The sequence below is a fragment of the Variovorax boronicumulans NBRC 103145 genome, assembly GCF_001591345.1.
Classification (GTDB): Bacteria; Pseudomonadota; Gammaproteobacteria; order Burkholderiales; family Burkholderiaceae_C; genus Variovorax; species Variovorax boronicumulans.
Map to the genome: position 1 here is coordinate 55,081 of NZ_BCUS01000020.1, position 14,132 is coordinate 69,212.

Annotated in this window: 13 protein-coding genes and 1 pseudogene; 10 read left to right on the forward strand and 4 right to left on the reverse strand. The window is 66.3% G+C overall.

Annotation, left to right across the window (positions count from 1 at the left end):
- Positions 1-5: 5 nt before the first annotated feature.
- The 3 genes from VBO01S_RS08575 to ahpC form a co-directional block, all read right to left on the reverse strand.
- Positions 6-2,222: a TonB-dependent hemoglobin/transferrin/lactoferrin family receptor gene (locus VBO01S_RS08575; protein ID WP_082818043.1), complete on the reverse strand. Its 2,217-nt coding sequence runs from the start codon at positions 2,220-2,222 to the stop codon at positions 6-8.
- 159 nt (positions 2,223-2,381) lie between these two features.
- Positions 2,382-3,938, reverse strand: coding sequence for an alkyl hydroperoxide reductase subunit F (ahpF, locus tag VBO01S_RS08580; RefSeq protein ID WP_062473035.1), 1,557 nt, complete (start codon positions 3,936-3,938; stop codon positions 2,382-2,384).
- 87 nt (positions 3,939-4,025) lie between these two features.
- Positions 4,026-4,589 carry an alkyl hydroperoxide reductase subunit C gene (gene ahpC / locus VBO01S_RS08585; RefSeq protein ID WP_062473036.1) on the reverse strand — a complete coding sequence of 188 codons (564 nt, stop codon included), beginning with the start codon at positions 4,587-4,589 and terminating at the stop codon, positions 4,026-4,028.
- A gap of 259 nt (positions 4,590-4,848) precedes the next feature.
- Between ahpC and bfr the strand changes: the two genes are divergently transcribed.
- The 6 genes from bfr (at position 4,849) to VBO01S_RS08615 (ending at position 9,946) form a co-directional block, all read left to right on the forward strand.
- Positions 4,849-5,325 (forward strand): bacterioferritin, encoded by a 477-nt coding sequence (bfr, locus tag VBO01S_RS08590; protein WP_062473038.1) that lies wholly within the window; start codon positions 4,849-4,851, stop codon positions 5,323-5,325.
- 131 nt (positions 5,326-5,456) lie between these two features.
- On the forward strand, positions 5,457-6,104 hold the full coding sequence (locus VBO01S_RS08595) for a PepSY-associated TM helix domain-containing protein (RefSeq protein WP_062473039.1): 648 nt from the start codon (positions 5,457-5,459) through the stop codon (positions 6,102-6,104).
- 98 nt (positions 6,105-6,202) lie between these two features.
- Positions 6,203-6,703: a DUF2271 domain-containing protein gene (locus VBO01S_RS08600; RefSeq protein WP_174543631.1), complete on the forward strand. Its 501-nt coding sequence runs from the start codon at positions 6,203-6,205 to the stop codon at positions 6,701-6,703.
- A 47-nt stretch (positions 6,704-6,750) separates the two neighbouring features.
- On the forward strand, positions 6,751-7,560 hold the full coding sequence (locus VBO01S_RS08605; protein ID WP_062473043.1) for a DUF4198 domain-containing protein: 810 nt from the start codon (positions 6,751-6,753) through the stop codon (positions 7,558-7,560).
- Between the two features lie 14 nt (positions 7,561-7,574).
- Complete coding sequence (locus tag VBO01S_RS08610) at positions 7,575-8,585, forward strand: FAD:protein FMN transferase (RefSeq protein WP_062473045.1); 1,011 nt, start codon at positions 7,575-7,577, stop codon at positions 8,583-8,585.
- Positions 8,582-9,946, forward strand: a complete 1,365-nt coding sequence (locus VBO01S_RS08615) for a sulfite reductase subunit alpha (protein ID WP_062473047.1) — start codon at positions 8,582-8,584, stop codon at positions 9,944-9,946. The genes VBO01S_RS08610 and VBO01S_RS08615 overlap by 4 nt, the downstream gene beginning before the upstream one ends.
- 18 nt (positions 9,947-9,964) lie before the next feature.
- Here the strand turns inward: VBO01S_RS08615 and VBO01S_RS32305 are convergent, their stop codons facing one another.
- The gene (locus VBO01S_RS32305; protein ID WP_139140281.1) at positions 9,965-10,186 is read right to left on the reverse strand and encodes a hypothetical protein; all 222 of its coding nucleotides are present in this window, start codon (positions 10,184-10,186) and stop codon (positions 9,965-9,967) included.
- Here VBO01S_RS32305 and VBO01S_RS08620 point away from each other — a divergent pair.
- The 4 genes and pseudogenes from VBO01S_RS08620 to VBO01S_RS08635 form a co-directional block, all read left to right on the forward strand.
- Positions 10,185-12,566, forward strand: coding sequence for a catecholate siderophore receptor Fiu (locus tag VBO01S_RS08620; RefSeq protein ID WP_062473049.1), 2,382 nt, complete (start codon positions 10,185-10,187; stop codon positions 12,564-12,566). The genes VBO01S_RS32305 and VBO01S_RS08620 overlap by 2 nt on opposite strands.
- Positions 12,567-12,669: 103 nt before the next feature.
- Positions 12,670-13,350 carry a Fe2+-dependent dioxygenase gene (locus VBO01S_RS08625; RefSeq protein ID WP_062473069.1) on the forward strand — a complete coding sequence of 227 codons (681 nt, stop codon included), beginning with the start codon at positions 12,670-12,672 and terminating at the stop codon, positions 13,348-13,350.
- Between the two features lie 111 nt (positions 13,351-13,461).
- Positions 13,462-13,734: a (2Fe-2S)-binding protein gene (locus VBO01S_RS08630; RefSeq protein WP_062473051.1), complete on the forward strand. Its 273-nt coding sequence runs from the start codon at positions 13,462-13,464 to the stop codon at positions 13,732-13,734.
- A 104-nt stretch (positions 13,735-13,838) separates the two neighbouring features.
- A pseudogene (locus VBO01S_RS08635) lies at positions 13,839-14,132 on the forward strand (energy transducer TonB); the annotation flags it as partial.

Consider the following 14,132-nt stretch of genomic DNA (forward strand, 5'->3'; position numbering starts at 1 on the left):
GCGGATCAGAAGTCCGCCACGAGCGAGACGTTGAAGCTTCGGCCCGGCTGGGTGTAGGCGTCGCGGATGGCCGAGGTGGTCGTCACGCCGCGCACATCGCTCCACATCCAGTAGCGCTTGTTGGTGAGGTTGGTCACCGACGCGTTCAGGCGCAGGTCCTTGCGGATGCGCCACTGCGCGCTGATGTCCAGCGTGGTGGCCGCCGGCGTGCGGAACTGCAGGCCCGTGGTCACTTCGCTGCGATCGACGTCTTCCCACTCTTTGGCGCCATGATGAACCGCATCGAGGCGCACGCTCCAGGCCGGTGCCTGGTACTTGAGTCCGGCGCTGAACTTCTGCGGATCGATCGAGTTGAGCGGCCGGTTGTTGGTGCGGTCGCGGCCCTGCGTGCGGCCGTAGGCGAAGGGCACGGAGAAACCGTTGCCGTTCTCGGTGAAATCGAGCTCGCCCTTGATCTCGAAGCCGCTGATGCGCGCGCGTCCGACGTTGACGGTCTGGTAGATCAGCGGGTCGATGCGCGGAATGCCGCGCCCACCCACGAGCCTGTCGTTCTCGATGAGGTCCTTGTAGTCGCCGGTGAAGGCGGCCACGTCGAAGCTCAGGAGGCCGGTGCGACCGCGCACCCCGAGTTCGATGTTCTGGCTCTTCTCGGGCTTGAGGTTCGGGTTCGGGATCGTCTTGTAGCCCGAGATCACGTTCTCGAAGAAGTTGTTCACCTGGAACGCGTTGGGCGCCTTGAAGCCCGAGGCGTAGTTGCCGTACACGCTGAACTGCGGCGTGGCGCGGAACAGCACGCCCAGCTTGGGCGACACGGCCGAGCCCGACAGCGACACGGCCTGCGCGTTGAAGCCCGCCTGCTTCGCGTCGAGCGAGAAGCGGTCGAAACGGATGCCGGGCGTGATGCTCCAGCGGTCGTGAATGAACTCGTCCTGCACATAAAAGGCGGTCGAGGTTTCGCGCGTGTCGGGGAAGCGCTTGAGCGGGTAGCTCTCGCCGGCTGGCGGCACGAGGCCGGTCTGCAGGTTCTCGACATTGGTGCGCGTGTAGTCCAGGCCGTAGGTGATCTTCTGGGCCCAGCTGCCCATGCGGATCGTCTTGTCGGCCTGCAGGCCGAACTGCCAGGTGTTCTCGTCGTAGGTGACGTCGCGCGTGCGGTCGGCCGCGGTGAAACGGTCTTCGTGGATGTACTCACGCGAACCTGCCTTCTGGTAGCTCACGACGGCGAGCAGGTTGTCGGCCACGACGCTGTTCAGGCGCAACCGGCCTTCGTAGGTCAGGCGGTCGCGGTCGAGGTCGGTCTTGGCGTCGAGGCCGATCACCGAGGTGGATGCATACGGCGGCTTGGCGACGCCCGACAGCAGGTTGTAGCGGCTGCTCTTCTCGACGTGCTCGAAAGTGAAGGCATGGCGCTGGTCGGCGTTGGGCGTGAGGATGGCCTTGGCCAGCAGCGAACGGGTCTGGTCGCGCTGCGGATTGGGCGTGGTGCGGTCGAGGTTGGGCACGTTGAGCGAGCCCCGGTTCTCGAGTTCGCTGGCGTGCCCCAGGTTGGCGGACACGAGCCACTCGAGCACGTCGTTCGCCTTGCCCGCCAGCGTGACGCCGCCGCGCACGCCGTTGTCTTCGCCGCTGTAGCCGATGTTCGCACTGCCGCCGAAGGTCTTGCCATCGCGCATGAAGGACGAGGGCTCGCGGGTGATGAAGTTGACCAGCCCGGCCAGGCCGTCCGAGCCGTACAGCGCCGAGGCCGGGCCCTTGATGATCTCGATGCGCTCGACGAGGCTGATGTCGAAGTAGTCACGCCCGAAAGCATTGGCGCTGAACACGTAGCTGCGCGGCGTGCGGATGCCGTCGGTCAGCAGCAGCACGCGGTTGCCGTCCAGGCCGCGGATGTTGAAGCCCGCGTTGCTGTCGCGCCCGGTGTTGCCCTGCGCCAACCCGAAGCGCGCCGGCGAACGCTTGACCGACACGTTGGGCAGGTCGCGCACGGCATCGCGGATGTCGTGGATCTGCTTGCTCTCGATGTCCTGGCGGTTGATGACCTCGATGCTCAGCGGCAGGTCGTCCCTGGCCTGCTCCGAGCGCGATCCGCTCACCACCACTTCGCCGAGCGCCGCGAGTTGCTGGGACCACGCAGGCGCGGCGGCCATGCCGAAGGCCGAGGCGATCAGCCAGGGCAGCAGCGCGGGTCGATGGGAAGACGGTCGAGGGAAATGAGCGGCCACGAAAAAGGTCCAGAAAACAGTTGAAGAACTGCTTGCTGGACCTTGAGGCGCAGAGGCTGCGCGAGTGACCTGGCTGGCAATGAGGGGCAGCGGTGTGCCCGTGTTTTTATTGTATGAGAATAATTCTCATCTTCACAACTTCAGGCACTTAAGACTTACTCACGCAGGGGCCGTCGTGCGGATCAGGTGGTCGAACGCGCCGAGCGCCGCCTTCGCGCCGTCGCCGGCCGCGATGATGATCTGCTTGAACGGCACCGTGGTGACGTCACCCGCCGCGAACACGCCGGGCACCGAGGTCTGGCCGCGCGCGTCGACAACAATCTCGCCGTGCTTCGTCAGCTCGACCGTGCCCTTGAGCCAGTCGGTGTTGGGCACCAGGCCGATCTGGATGAACACGCCTTCGAGCTCGACCTTCTTCAGCTCGCCCGATGCGCGGTCCTTGTAGACCAGCCCGTTGACCTTCTGGTCGCCGGTGATCTCGGTGGTCTGCGCGTTGGTGAAGATGTCGACGTTCTTCAGGCTCTTGAGCTTGCGCTGCAGCACGGCGTCGGCGCGCAGCTGCGTGTCGAACTCGATCAGCGTCACGTGGCCGACGATACCGGCCAGGTCGATCGCCGCTTCGACGCCCGAGTTGCCGCCGCCGATCACCGCCACGCGCTTGCCCTTGAACAGCGGGCCGTCGCAGTGCGGGCAGTAGGCCACGCCCTTGTTCTTGAACTCGTGCTCGCCCGGCACGTTGATGTTGCGCCAGCGGGCACCGGTCGAGATGATGACCGTCTTGCTCTTGAGCGACGCACCGCTTTCGAGCTGCACCTCGATGAGGTCCTTGCCAGGCACCAGCGCCTTGGCGCGCTGCAGGTTCATGATGTCGACGTCGTAGTCGCGCACGTGCTCTTCGAGGGCATGGGCGAACTTCGGTCCTTCGGTTTCCTTGATCGAGATGAAGTTCTCGATGCCCAGCGTGTCGAGCACCTGGCCGCCGAAGCGCTCCGAGGCAACGCCCGTACGGATGCCCTTGCGCGCGGCGTACACGGCGGCTGCGGCACCGGCGGGGCCACCGCCGACGATCAACACGTCGAAGGCGTCCTTGGCGGCGATCTTCGCGGCTTCGCGCTCGACGCCGCTGGTGTCGATCTTGGCAAGGATTTCTTCCAGGCTCATGCGGCCCTGGCCGAACTCGGTGCCGTTCAGAAACACGGTCGGCACGGCCATGATCTGGCGTTCCTTCACTTCGTCCTGGAAGGTGCCGCCCTCGATCATCGTGGTGCGGATGCGCGGGTTCTGGATGGCCATCAGGTTCAGCGCCTGGACCACGTCGGGGCAGTTGTGGCAGGTGAGCGAGACGTAGATTTCGAACTCGAAGTCGCCGTCGAGCGCCTTGATCTGATCGAGCACGGCCTGCTCGACCTTCGGGGGGTAGCCGCCGATCTGCAACAGCGCAAGGATCAGCGACGTGAATTCATGGCCCATCGGCAGGCCGGCAAAGCGCGGGCCGTGGTTTTCGCTCGGGCGGTTGACCGAGAACGAGGGCTTGCGGTGGTTGTCGTCGCGGCTTTCGGTCAGCGTGACCAGCGGCGAGACTTCGGCAACGTCCTTCAGCAGCGACAGCATTTCGCCCGAAGCCTTGCTGTCGTCGAGCGAGGCAACGATCTCGATCGGCTGCGTGGCGCGTTCGAGGTAACTCTTCAATTGGGCTTTGGTGCTGGCGTCAAGCATGGCGGACTCTCTTTCGATAACTGGAAACTATCAACTGGGGACAAAAAAGCCCGGGCCTCGTGAGCGCCCGGGCTTTGCGCGGGGCGCTTAGATCTTGCCGACGAGGTCGAACGACGGAGCGATGGTCTTGTCGCCGTCATTCCACTTGGCCGGGCAGACTTCGTTCGGGTGCTCGGCGGTGTAGACCGCTGCCTTGAGCTTGCGCAGGGTTTCCTTGACGTCGCGGGCGATTTCGTTGGAGTGCACTTCGGCGGTCTTGATGATGCCGTCGGGGTTGATCACGAAGGTGCCGCGCAGTGCCAGGCCTTCTTCGGGGATGTGCACGCCGAACGCGTTGGTCAGCGTGTGGGTCGGGTCGCCCACCAGGGGGAACTTGGCCTTGCCGACAGCCGGCGACGTGTCATGCCAGACCTTGTGCGAGAAGTGCGTGTCGGTGGTCACGATGTAGACCTCGGCACCCAGCTTCTGGAACTCAGGGTAGTGGTCGGCCGCGTCTTCGACTTCGGTCGGGCAGTTGAAGGTGAAGGCCGCCGGCATGAAGATCAGCACAGACCACTTGCCCTTGAGCGTCTCGTCGGACACATCGATGAACTTGCCGTTGAGGTAAGCCTGGGTCTTGAAGGGTTGGACTGCGGTGTTGATCAGGGACATGTGATTCCTTGGATGCTGCGGTTGGAAAAATAAGCGTGAGCCATGAGTATAACTACCAATATATCGTTTTTGATAGATATCAACTATTGAAAGTATTGGAACCCACTATGTTTGCCATCGCCTCGCGCATCGCCTTGCGTCAGGTCAATACGAACGTGTATCACCATCACACGCATGCAGACCGGCGCAGCATGGGTTTGCTTGCAAGTGCGTGTTCGCCCCTCCGACAATCACCGCTTTCAGAACAAGGAAAATAATCATGAAGGGCGACCCCAAAGTCATCGAACACCTGCAGGCGCAGCTCAAGAACGAGCTGACTGCCATCAACCAGTACTTCCTCCACTACCGCATGCTCAAGCACTGGGGCCTGGACAAGCTGGCAAAGAAGGAATACGAAGAATCCATCGGCGAGATGAAGCACGCCGACAAGCTCATGGACCGCATCTTCATGCTCGACGGCCTGCCCAACCTGCAGGACCTGGGCAAGCTGAACATCGGCGAAGACGTGCCCGAGCTGCTGCGTTGTGACCTCGGCGCCGAAACCGGCGCGCAAGCGACCATCAAGGACGGCATCGCGCATTGCGAATCGGTGCGCGACTATGTCTCGCGCGACCTGCTGCAAGAGATCCTGGACGACACCGAGGAGCACATCGACTTCCTCGAGACGCAGATCGACCTGATCGACCGCGTCGGCCTGCAGAACTACCTGCAGTTGCAAGTGGGCGAGCTCGAGTAAGCACAACGCAACGCTGCCACGGCATTGCAAACAAACGGGGCTTCGGCCCCGTTTTTTATTGCTCTTTACTTAACTTCATAGCCACTGAATAGCAGTCATTCTCATTCGCGCGACTACAATTCGCGCTTTCGATGACTGCCCCCGCCCGTTCCGACAACCGCCGCCGCGCCTATTGGCTCAAGACCCTCCACGAGTGGCATTGGGTCAGTTCCGCCATCTGTCTCGTCGGGATGATCCTGTTCAGCGTCACGGGCTTCACGCTCAACCACGCGGGCCAGATCGAGGCCAAGCCGGTCGTCACCACGCACAACGGCACGGTCGACGACGCCTTGCGCGCCCGCCTCGAACAGCAGCTGCCGGCCGCCAAGGCCCAGCAAGGCAAGGCCCCGCTGCCCGCCGAACTGCAGGCCTGGCTGCGCAAGCAATGGGACATCGACACCGCCGGCCGCGAGGCCGAGTGGTCCGACGACGAAATCTACCTCTCGCTCCCGCGCCCCGGCGGTGACGCCTGGCTGCGCCTGAGCCTGCCCGAGGGCGAGGTCGAGTACGAGCGCACCGACCGCGGCTGGCTCTCCTACTTCAACGACCTGCACAAGGGCCGCAACACCGGCACCGCCTGGAGCTGGTTCATCGACATCTTCGCGGCCGCCACGCTGGTCTTCTCGGTCACCGGGCTGTTCATTCTCAAGATGCACGCGGGCAACCGCCCCTTCACCTGGCCCATGGTGGGCATGGGGCTGGTGGTGCCGGTGCTGCTCGCGTTGCTGTTCATTCACTGACCGATCCGATCGACGGATCGGCCCGTGCGTCGTCTTTGCTGATTCAGGAAGAAAGAGGTTTTCCCGTGCACCTTCGCTACTCGCTCGCACCGATCGCCATGTCGGCGCTGTTCGCGGCCCCGGCCATCGCCGCCGGCCTGTCGGTCAACATCGAGATCCCCCGGCTCAACGTGTCGGAGTACCACCGCCCCTACGTGGCGACCTGGATCGAACGCGCCGACAGCACGATGGCCGGCACGCTGGCCGTCTGGTACGACGTGCGCACCAAGACCAACAACCCCGAAGGCGAAGGCACCAAGTGGCTCAAGGACATGCGCCAGTGGTGGCGCCGCGGCGGCCGCGAACTGGCGGTGCCGGTCGATGGCGTGACCGGCGCCTCCAAGCCCGCCGGCAAGCACCAGCTGAGCTTCACCGAGGGCTCTGGCGCGATGCCTAAGCTCGCCCCCGGCGCCTACAAGCTGGTGGTGGAAGCCGCCCGTGAAGTCGGCGGCCGCGAGGTCGTGACCATCCCGTTCCAGTGGCCCCCCACCGCCGCTGCGCAACCGGTCGCTGCCGGCAAGGAAGAGCTCGGCGAGATCAAGCTCGAACTCAAGCCCTGAACGCCGCCGCCACCCACTCCGCCCGCCCACTCATTTCAAGGACCACCATGACCCGCTTCACCCTGCGCGCCGCCGGCCTCGCCCTCGCCCTTTCGGCCGTTGCTTCCGTGACCCAGGCGCACAACGCCTGGCTGCTGCCCTCGACCACCGTGCTGTCGAAGGCCGACACCGTGAGCGTCGACGCCGCCGTGTCGAACGACCTGTTCGTTGCCAACCATGCGCCGCTGCGCCTGGACGGCCTGCAGATCACCGCCCCCGACGGCAGCTCGGTCAAGCCGGAATCCGAGGCCAAGCTCAAGCTGCGCAACGTGTTCGACGTGAACGTCGCGCAGCCGGGCACCTACCGCATCGCGGTGGTCAACAACGGCGCGTTCGCCGCCTGGAAGGACAAGGCCACGGGCCAGAACAAGCGCGCCCGCGGCACGGCCGAAACCATCGCCAAGGAAATCCCGGCCGATGCGCAGGACGTGACCATCACCCAATCGGCCGGCCGCATCGAGACCTTCGTGACCGTCGGCAAGCCCTCGGCGCTCAAGCCCATCGGCCAGGGCCTGGAACTGATCTCGGCCGGCAGCCCGACCGACCTGGCCAAGGGCGAGAAGGCCACCTTCACGCTGCACCTGGACGGCAAGCCCGCCAAGGACCTCGAAGTGACCGTGACCGCCGGCAACACCCAGTACCGCGACAAGCTCGACGAGCTCAAGCTCAAGACCGACGACAAGGGCCAGTTCAGCGTGACCTGGCCGGCCGCCGGCATGTACTGGCTCGACGCCAGCACCAAGGACAGCAAGACCACCGTGCCGCAAGCCAAGGAACGCCGCCTGAGCTACGCGGCCACCCTGGAAGTGATGCCCTGACCCTGCGTTTTTCCTTGGGCCTTTCCTTCAGCACCTGGCGCGCGGGCGGCTACGCCAACGCGGCCGTTCCCCGTCCCGCCGATCCCGCCAGCCTTCAGCAGCTCGGCGGGCAGACGATGGGCACGACCTGGTCGCTGCGCTTCGACAACCCGCGGATGCTGCCGCTCGCGCAAGTGCGCGAGGCGGTCGAGGCGGCGCTCGCGCGTGTGATCGCGCAAATGAGCCACTGGGAGCCAGGCTCCCTCATCAGCCGCTTCAACACCGCACCCGCCGGTTCGCGCCATGCGCTGCCGGCGGAGTTCGCACAGGTGATGCAGTGCGCCCTCGCGTGGGCGCAGGCCAGCGGCGGCGCGATCGATCCGACGGTCGGTGCGCTGGTGGCGCGCTGGGGCTTCGGCCCCGCAGCGTCACAGGACAACGCCCTGCCCTCACGCGACGCGCTGGCCGCGATCCACTCGAACGTCGGCTGGCAACGGCTGACCTTCGATGAGGTCAACCACACGCTGATGCAACCCGGCGGCGTGCAGCTCGACCTGTCGGGCATCGCCAAGGGCTTCGCGGTGGACCACGGCGTCGACGCGCTGCGCGCGCTCGGCCTCACCGACCTGCTGTTCGAGGTCGGCGGCGAGCTGCGCGGCATCGGCCGGCGACCCGGCGGCGCGCCGTGGCAGGTGCAGGTCGACACCGAGATGCCGACCCCGCAACGCATCGCCCTGGCCGACATGGCCGTGGCCACCTCGGGCGACCGCTGGCACCGGCGCGCGGTCGAAGGCCGCAGCTGGTCGCACACCATCGATCCGCGTGACGGCGAGCCGGTGGCGCATGCGCTGGCCAGCGTCACCGTGCTGCACCCGCAGTGCATGCAGGCGGACGCGCTCGCCACCGTGCTGACCGTGCTCGGCCCCGACGAGGGCCTGGCCTTCGCGCAGCAGCGCGACATCGCGGCCCTGTTCATCGCCCGCGCCGACGACGGGTCGCTCACCGAGCGAGCCACGCGCGCGTGGCTCGCCCAGGCGGGCGCATGACCGAGACCCTGTGGCGCGCGCTGGCCGCCAGCGCGACGGTCGCGGCCTATGCCGCGCTGTGCCTGCGCATCTACGCACGCCAGCGGCAGCTGCACGCCACGGCCGCCCGCGAAGCCGCGGCGCTGTCGGCCGGTGACGGCGCGCAGGCGTCGCCCACCCTCGTGCTGTTCGCCAGCCAGACCGGCCAGGCGGAAACCATCGCGTGGCAGACCGCGCGGCGGCTGCGCGCAGCGGGCACCGCCGTGCGCGTGATGGCCCTCAACGCCCTCGACAGCGCCACGCTGGCCTCGGCCCGACGCGCCCTCTTCGTGGCCAGCACCTACGGTGAAGGCGATGCGCCCGACGGCGCCAGCGTGTTCGCCGAGCGCGTGATGGGCGCGCCGCTCGCACTGCCATCGCTGCGCTACGCCGTGCTGGCGCTGGGCGATCGCCAGTACGCCCACTTCTGCGGCTTCGGCCGCGCGCTCGACGCGTGGCTCCACACGGCCGGCGCCGTGCGCGACTTCGCTCCCATCGAGGTCGACAACAGCGACCCCGCCGCGCTCGCCGATTGGCACGCCCGCTGGGGCGATGCGCCGGAGGGCGGCGACGACGCCCCGGCAAGCTTCGCGCCCTGGCGGCTCACGCGGCGCGAACTGCTCAACGCCGGCAGCACGGGCGGCCCCGTCTTTCATCTCGGCCTCACGCCGCAAGCCGGCGCCCTGCCGCACTGGGCGTCGGGCGACCTGGTGCAGGTCGCCATCGCAAGCGACCCGGCGCGGCCACGCGACTACTCGATCGCCTCCCTGCCCGCCGACGGCGAACTGCAGCTGCTCGTGCGGCAGGAACAGCATCCCGACGGCTCGATGGGCGCCGCATCGGGCCTGCTCACCTCGACGCTCTCGGTCGGCGACTCCGTCGCGCTGCGCCTGCGGCCGCACCGCGGCTTCCGGCTGGAGGGCAACGAGAACCGTCCGCTGATCCTGATCGGCAACGGCACGGGACTGGCCGGCCTGCGCGCCCACCTGCGCGCACGCGCCGCGGCCGGCCTCAAGGACAACTGGCTGGTGTTCGGCGAGCGCGAGTCCGCCCACGACTTCCTCTGCCGCCAGGAAATCGAAGCCTGGCAGGCCGACGGCACGCTCGCGCGGCTCGACATGGTGTTCTCGCGCGACCAGGCCGAGCGCTTCTACGTGCAGCACCGCCTGCTGCAGGTGGCCGACACACTGCAGGCCTGGCTGCAAAACGGCGCCGCCGTCTATGTCTGCGGCAGCCTGCAGGGCATGGCATCGGGCGTCGACGCAGCGCTGCGGCAGATCGCCGGCGACGACCTCTGGGCCGAGCTGTCGGCCGACGGGCGCTACCGCCGCGACGTCTACTGAACGGCCCGCGCAGCCTCGTCAGTTGCGCGCCGGCAACGGAGCGGGCGAAACTTTCTGGTTAAAAGCGGCCAGTTGAGCACCTTGGTATTGAGAAGCAATATCATTTGCATCGATTTGCAAAAACCCTTCGCAGATCAGCTCACCCAGCCAGTCTTGCCGCCCTTTTTCTCCCCGAGAGTGCGCCGCCCGGACCCAGCCAGTCGAGCTCTGCCCGCCCGCCCTTTCTGGAGAAAACAACATGGCCTATATCAAGAGCCGCAAACACGCCGTCGCACGCGCCGTTCCTCACCTTTCGGGTGCCGCCGCAGCCACGCTGCTGGCCATCGCAGCCCCCGCCGCCTTTGCCCAGACCGGGCGGGCCCTGCCTGAAGTCCGCGTGCAGGATTCGAGCGCCGCCGACTACAAGACCGACACCTCGGCCAACCCGAAGTTCACGGCCCCGCTGGTGAACACGCCGCAGACGATCCAGGTGATCAAGGAACAGATCATTCGCGAGCAGGGCGCGACCACGCTCACCGAAGCGCTGCGCAATACCGCCGGCGTCGGCACCTTCTTCCTGGGCGAGAACGGCAACACGAACACCGGCGACGCCGTCTTCATGCGCGGCTTCGACAGCTCCAGCAGCATCTTCGTGGACGGCATCCGCGACCTGGGCTCGGTCTCGCGCGACATGTTCAACATCGAGCAGGTCGAAGTCGTGAAGGGCCCGTCGGGCACCGACGTGGGCCGCACCTCGCCCACCGGCTACATCAACCTCGTTACCAAGAAGCCGAAGCTCGAAGACAGCTTCCTGGGCTCGCTCGGTTTCGGCAGCGCCGACTACAAGCGCGGCAGCATCGACTGGAACAAGTCGCTCAGCAGCGCCAACGGCATCGGCGCCGCCTTCCGCCTGAATGCGGCGATGGAAGACTCGGGCGTGCCCGGCCGCGACTTCGTCAAGAACAAGCGCACCGCCATTGCACCGTCGATCGCGCTCGGCCTGAATTCGCCCACGCGCTTTTACTTCGACTATCTGCACGTCGACCAGGACAACGTGCCCGATGGCGGCGTGCCGACCATCGGCCTGCCCAGCTACTCGAACCCCGATCCGGTCGCCCTCGGTGCACGTCGCCGCAGCTTCCTGAACTACGCGGCACCGGTCGATCCGAAGAATTTCTACGGCACCGCCTACGACTTCAACAAGGTGACGGCCGACATGTTTACCGCGCGCGTGGAGCACGACTTCACGCCCGACGTCACGCTGCGCAACACCACCCGCTACGGCAAGACGAAGCAGGACTACATGCTGACGGCGTTCATGCTCGGCGGCCTGGGCACCAACGGCAACCCGCCGCCCTCGGGCAACACCGCGTTCCTCAGCACGCCGATCCCGGGCCTGCCGTCCACCTGGACGACCACGCGCAACCTGCCGACCAACAAGAACCAGGAAAACACGATCTTCGTCAACCAGACGAACGTGACCGCCAAGTTCAACACCGGCAGCCTGAGCCACTCGCTCAGCGCGGGCGTCGAGCTGATCCGTGAAGAGCAGTCGAGCCTGGGCTACTTCAGCCCCGGCGCCACGTTCAACGGCAAGGTCGTGCAGAACGGCGCCTGGCCGGTGGCCAACCTGTACGCGCCGAACCCGTACGTGAACGGCTACAACCGCATGCTCAGCGGCGCCGACAGCAAGGGCGTGACCAACACGGTCGGCCTGTACGCCTTCGACACCATCAAGCTCAACGAGCAATGGCAGATCACCGGCGGCCTGCGCTTCGACCACTACAGCACCTCGTTCCAGAGCGCGACGCTGTCGACCGCAACGACCAACCCCGGCCTGCCGGTCGGCACGCTGGTGCCCTCGTCGCTCAAGCTCTCCGACAACCTGTTCACCGGCAAGATCGGCGTGGTCTACAAGCCCGCGAAGAACGGCAGCATCTACGCGGCCTACGGCACCTCGGCCCAGCCCCCGGGCGGCGCGAACTTCTCGCTGTCGGCCGCTGGCACGGGCAACAGCGCAGCGCGCACCGACTTCCTGCCGCAGAAGGCCAAGACCTTCGAAGTCGGCACGAAGTGGGACGTGCTGGACGACAAGCTGTCGCTGACCGGCGCGGTCTACCGCACCGACGTGACCAACGAAGTGGTGCAGGACCCGACCAACACCGCGCTGTACTACCAGAGCGGCAAGAAGCGCGTGCAGGGCATCGAGCTGGGCGTGGCGGGCACCATCACCGAACGCTGGGGCATGAGCGCCGGCTTCACCACGATGGACACCAAGGTGCAAAGCGGCCCCAACGTCACCGCCGATGGCACCAACGTGCTGACCTACACGCCGAAGAATTCCTTCACGGCCTGGACCACCTACCAGTTCCCGTTCGGCCTGACGGTCGGCGGCGGCGCGCGCTACAACGGCAAGCTGCACCGCGGCACCGACGGCGCGGTGGGCACGCCGGCGTACATCGACTCCTACTGGGTGTTCGATGCCATGGCGTCGTACCGCATCAACAAGAACGTCGACATCCAGCTGAACATCGCCAATGTGTTCGACAAGCAGTACGCGGCTGCCATCAACAAGAGCGGCTACCGCTACACGCCGGGCATCCCTCGCTCGGCCAAGATCACCGCGAACTTCGCGTTCTGATCCAGACGAACGCGTCGCCTCCGTGCCGGCCCCTGCGGCAGGCGCGGTGCGACACTCGAGCCCCGGCCTGCGCCGGGGCTTTTTTCTTGTGGAGTTCACCGAAATGATGCTGCATGTGCCCGACGTGCTGAGCCCGGACCAGGTGCGCGAGATGCGCGCCGCGCTCGACGCCACCCAATGGGTCGACGGCCGCGAAACCGTGGGAGATCAAGGCGCGCAGGTGAAGCGCAACCGCCAGCTGCCGGAGTCTTCGCCGGTCTCGCGCGAACTCGGCGCGACCATCCTGGCGGCGCTGTCGCGCCACGCGCTGTTCTTCTCGGCGGCACTGCCCGCGCGTTTCGTGCCGCCACTGTTCAACCGCTACGAGGGCGGCGAGCATTACGGCGTGCATGTCGACGGCTCGGTGCGCGCGGTGCCGGGCAGCAGCCAGCAGCTGCGCACCGACCTGTCGTGCACCCTCTTCCTGAGCGATCCGGAGGATTACGAGGGCGGCGAGCTGGAAGTGATCGACACCTACGGCTCGCACGAGGTCACGCTGCCGGCCGGCGATCTGATCCTTTACCCGGCGAGCAGCCTGCACCGCGTGCACCCGGTCACGCGCGGGGCGCGGGTGTGCTCCTTCTTCTGGCTGCAGAGCATGGTGCGCAGCGATGCCCAGCGCGGCATGCTGTTCGAACTCGACCAGACCATCCAGAAACTGCGCGCCCGCCTGGGCGAATGCGAGGAAACCGTGGCGCTCACCGGCCACTATCACAACCTCTTGCGGCTCTGGGCCGAGGTGTAACACCGGCTTGCAAAGTCCGGTGGCATGTCAGTCATAGTGATTGCAAATGCGATGGATTCTTATTTATAATGAGTCACATCCAACAGCCAGCCAACTGCCGCTTTCACCGCCATGATCGTTTGCGTCTGCCGCCGAGTCTCTGACCGTGAAATCGCACGTCACGTGCGCGCGGGCATGACTTTCGACGAAGTCCAGTTCGAGCTCGGCGTGGCCACCCAGTGTGGCCAGTGTGAAGGTTGTGCCCGCGACATCGTGGCGCAGTGCAGTGTCTCTCACCCGGTCGCCGCCCTGAACTGCGAATCGGCGCCGAGAGCGATCCAGCTTGCCAACTCCATCAAGGAAAGCAAAGCATGGAACTCGTCTCGGCTCTCGGCGGCAGCCTGATCCTCGTCGCCGGCTCTGTCTGGTGGATTTTTCGCAAGTAGCGTCTCTGTAGCGGTTTTGCTGCAATCGGGGCACGATTTGTAGTGCCCGCATTCGAATGGTTGATCGTGTCTGACCGCTTTGCCCCCCCTCCCTCCTTTCTTGGCCTGTCGCGCACTGTCGTCATTGCCGGCGGCGTGATCCTGTTTCACGGCGCCGCGCTGTGGGCGCTGCAAAGCGGCCTGCTGCGCCGGGCCGCCGAAGTGGTGATTCCCGTCGAGATCCTGAGCCAGTTCGTCGAACCGCCGAAACCCAAGGCCGACCCGCCGCCCCCGCCTCCTCCGCCGCCGCAACCCAAGGTGAGCAAGGCGCCGCCGCCGCCGCGCCCGCAGGCCATCCGCGAACCCAAGCCGACGCCC

What these genes read in the sequence shown, in the direction of transcription:
- ahpF (WP_062473035.1), bottom strand. Translation starts at nt 3,938, where the DNA reads ATGCTTGACGCCAGCACCAAAGCCCAATTGAAGAGTTACCTCGAACGC.
- ahpC (WP_062473036.1), bottom strand. Translation starts at nt 4,589, where the DNA reads ATGTCCCTGATCAACACCGCAGTCCAACCCTTCAAGACCCAGGCTTAC.
- bfr (WP_062473038.1), top strand. Translation starts at nt 4,849, where the DNA reads ATGAAGGGCGACCCCAAAGTCATCGAACACCTGCAGGCGCAGCTCAAG.
- VBO01S_RS08595 (WP_062473039.1), top strand. Translation starts at nt 5,457, where the DNA reads ATGACTGCCCCCGCCCGTTCCGACAACCGCCGCCGCGCCTATTGGCTC.
- VBO01S_RS08600 (WP_174543631.1), top strand. Translation starts at nt 6,203, where the DNA reads ATGTCGGCGCTGTTCGCGGCCCCGGCCATCGCCGCCGGCCTGTCGGTC.
- VBO01S_RS08605 (WP_062473043.1), top strand. Translation starts at nt 6,751, where the DNA reads ATGACCCGCTTCACCCTGCGCGCCGCCGGCCTCGCCCTCGCCCTTTCG.
- VBO01S_RS08615 (WP_062473047.1), top strand. Translation starts at nt 8,582, where the DNA reads ATGACCGAGACCCTGTGGCGCGCGCTGGCCGCCAGCGCGACGGTCGCG.
- VBO01S_RS08620 (WP_062473049.1), top strand. Translation starts at nt 10,185, where the DNA reads ATGGCCTATATCAAGAGCCGCAAACACGCCGTCGCACGCGCCGTTCCT.
- VBO01S_RS32305 (WP_139140281.1), bottom strand. Translation starts at nt 10,186, where the DNA reads ATGTTGTTTTCTCCAGAAAGGGCGGGCGGGCAGAGCTCGACTGGCTGG.
- VBO01S_RS08625 (WP_062473069.1), top strand. Translation starts at nt 12,670, where the DNA reads ATGATGCTGCATGTGCCCGACGTGCTGAGCCCGGACCAGGTGCGCGAG.
- VBO01S_RS08630 (WP_062473051.1), top strand. Translation starts at nt 13,462, where the DNA reads ATGATCGTTTGCGTCTGCCGCCGAGTCTCTGACCGTGAAATCGCACGT.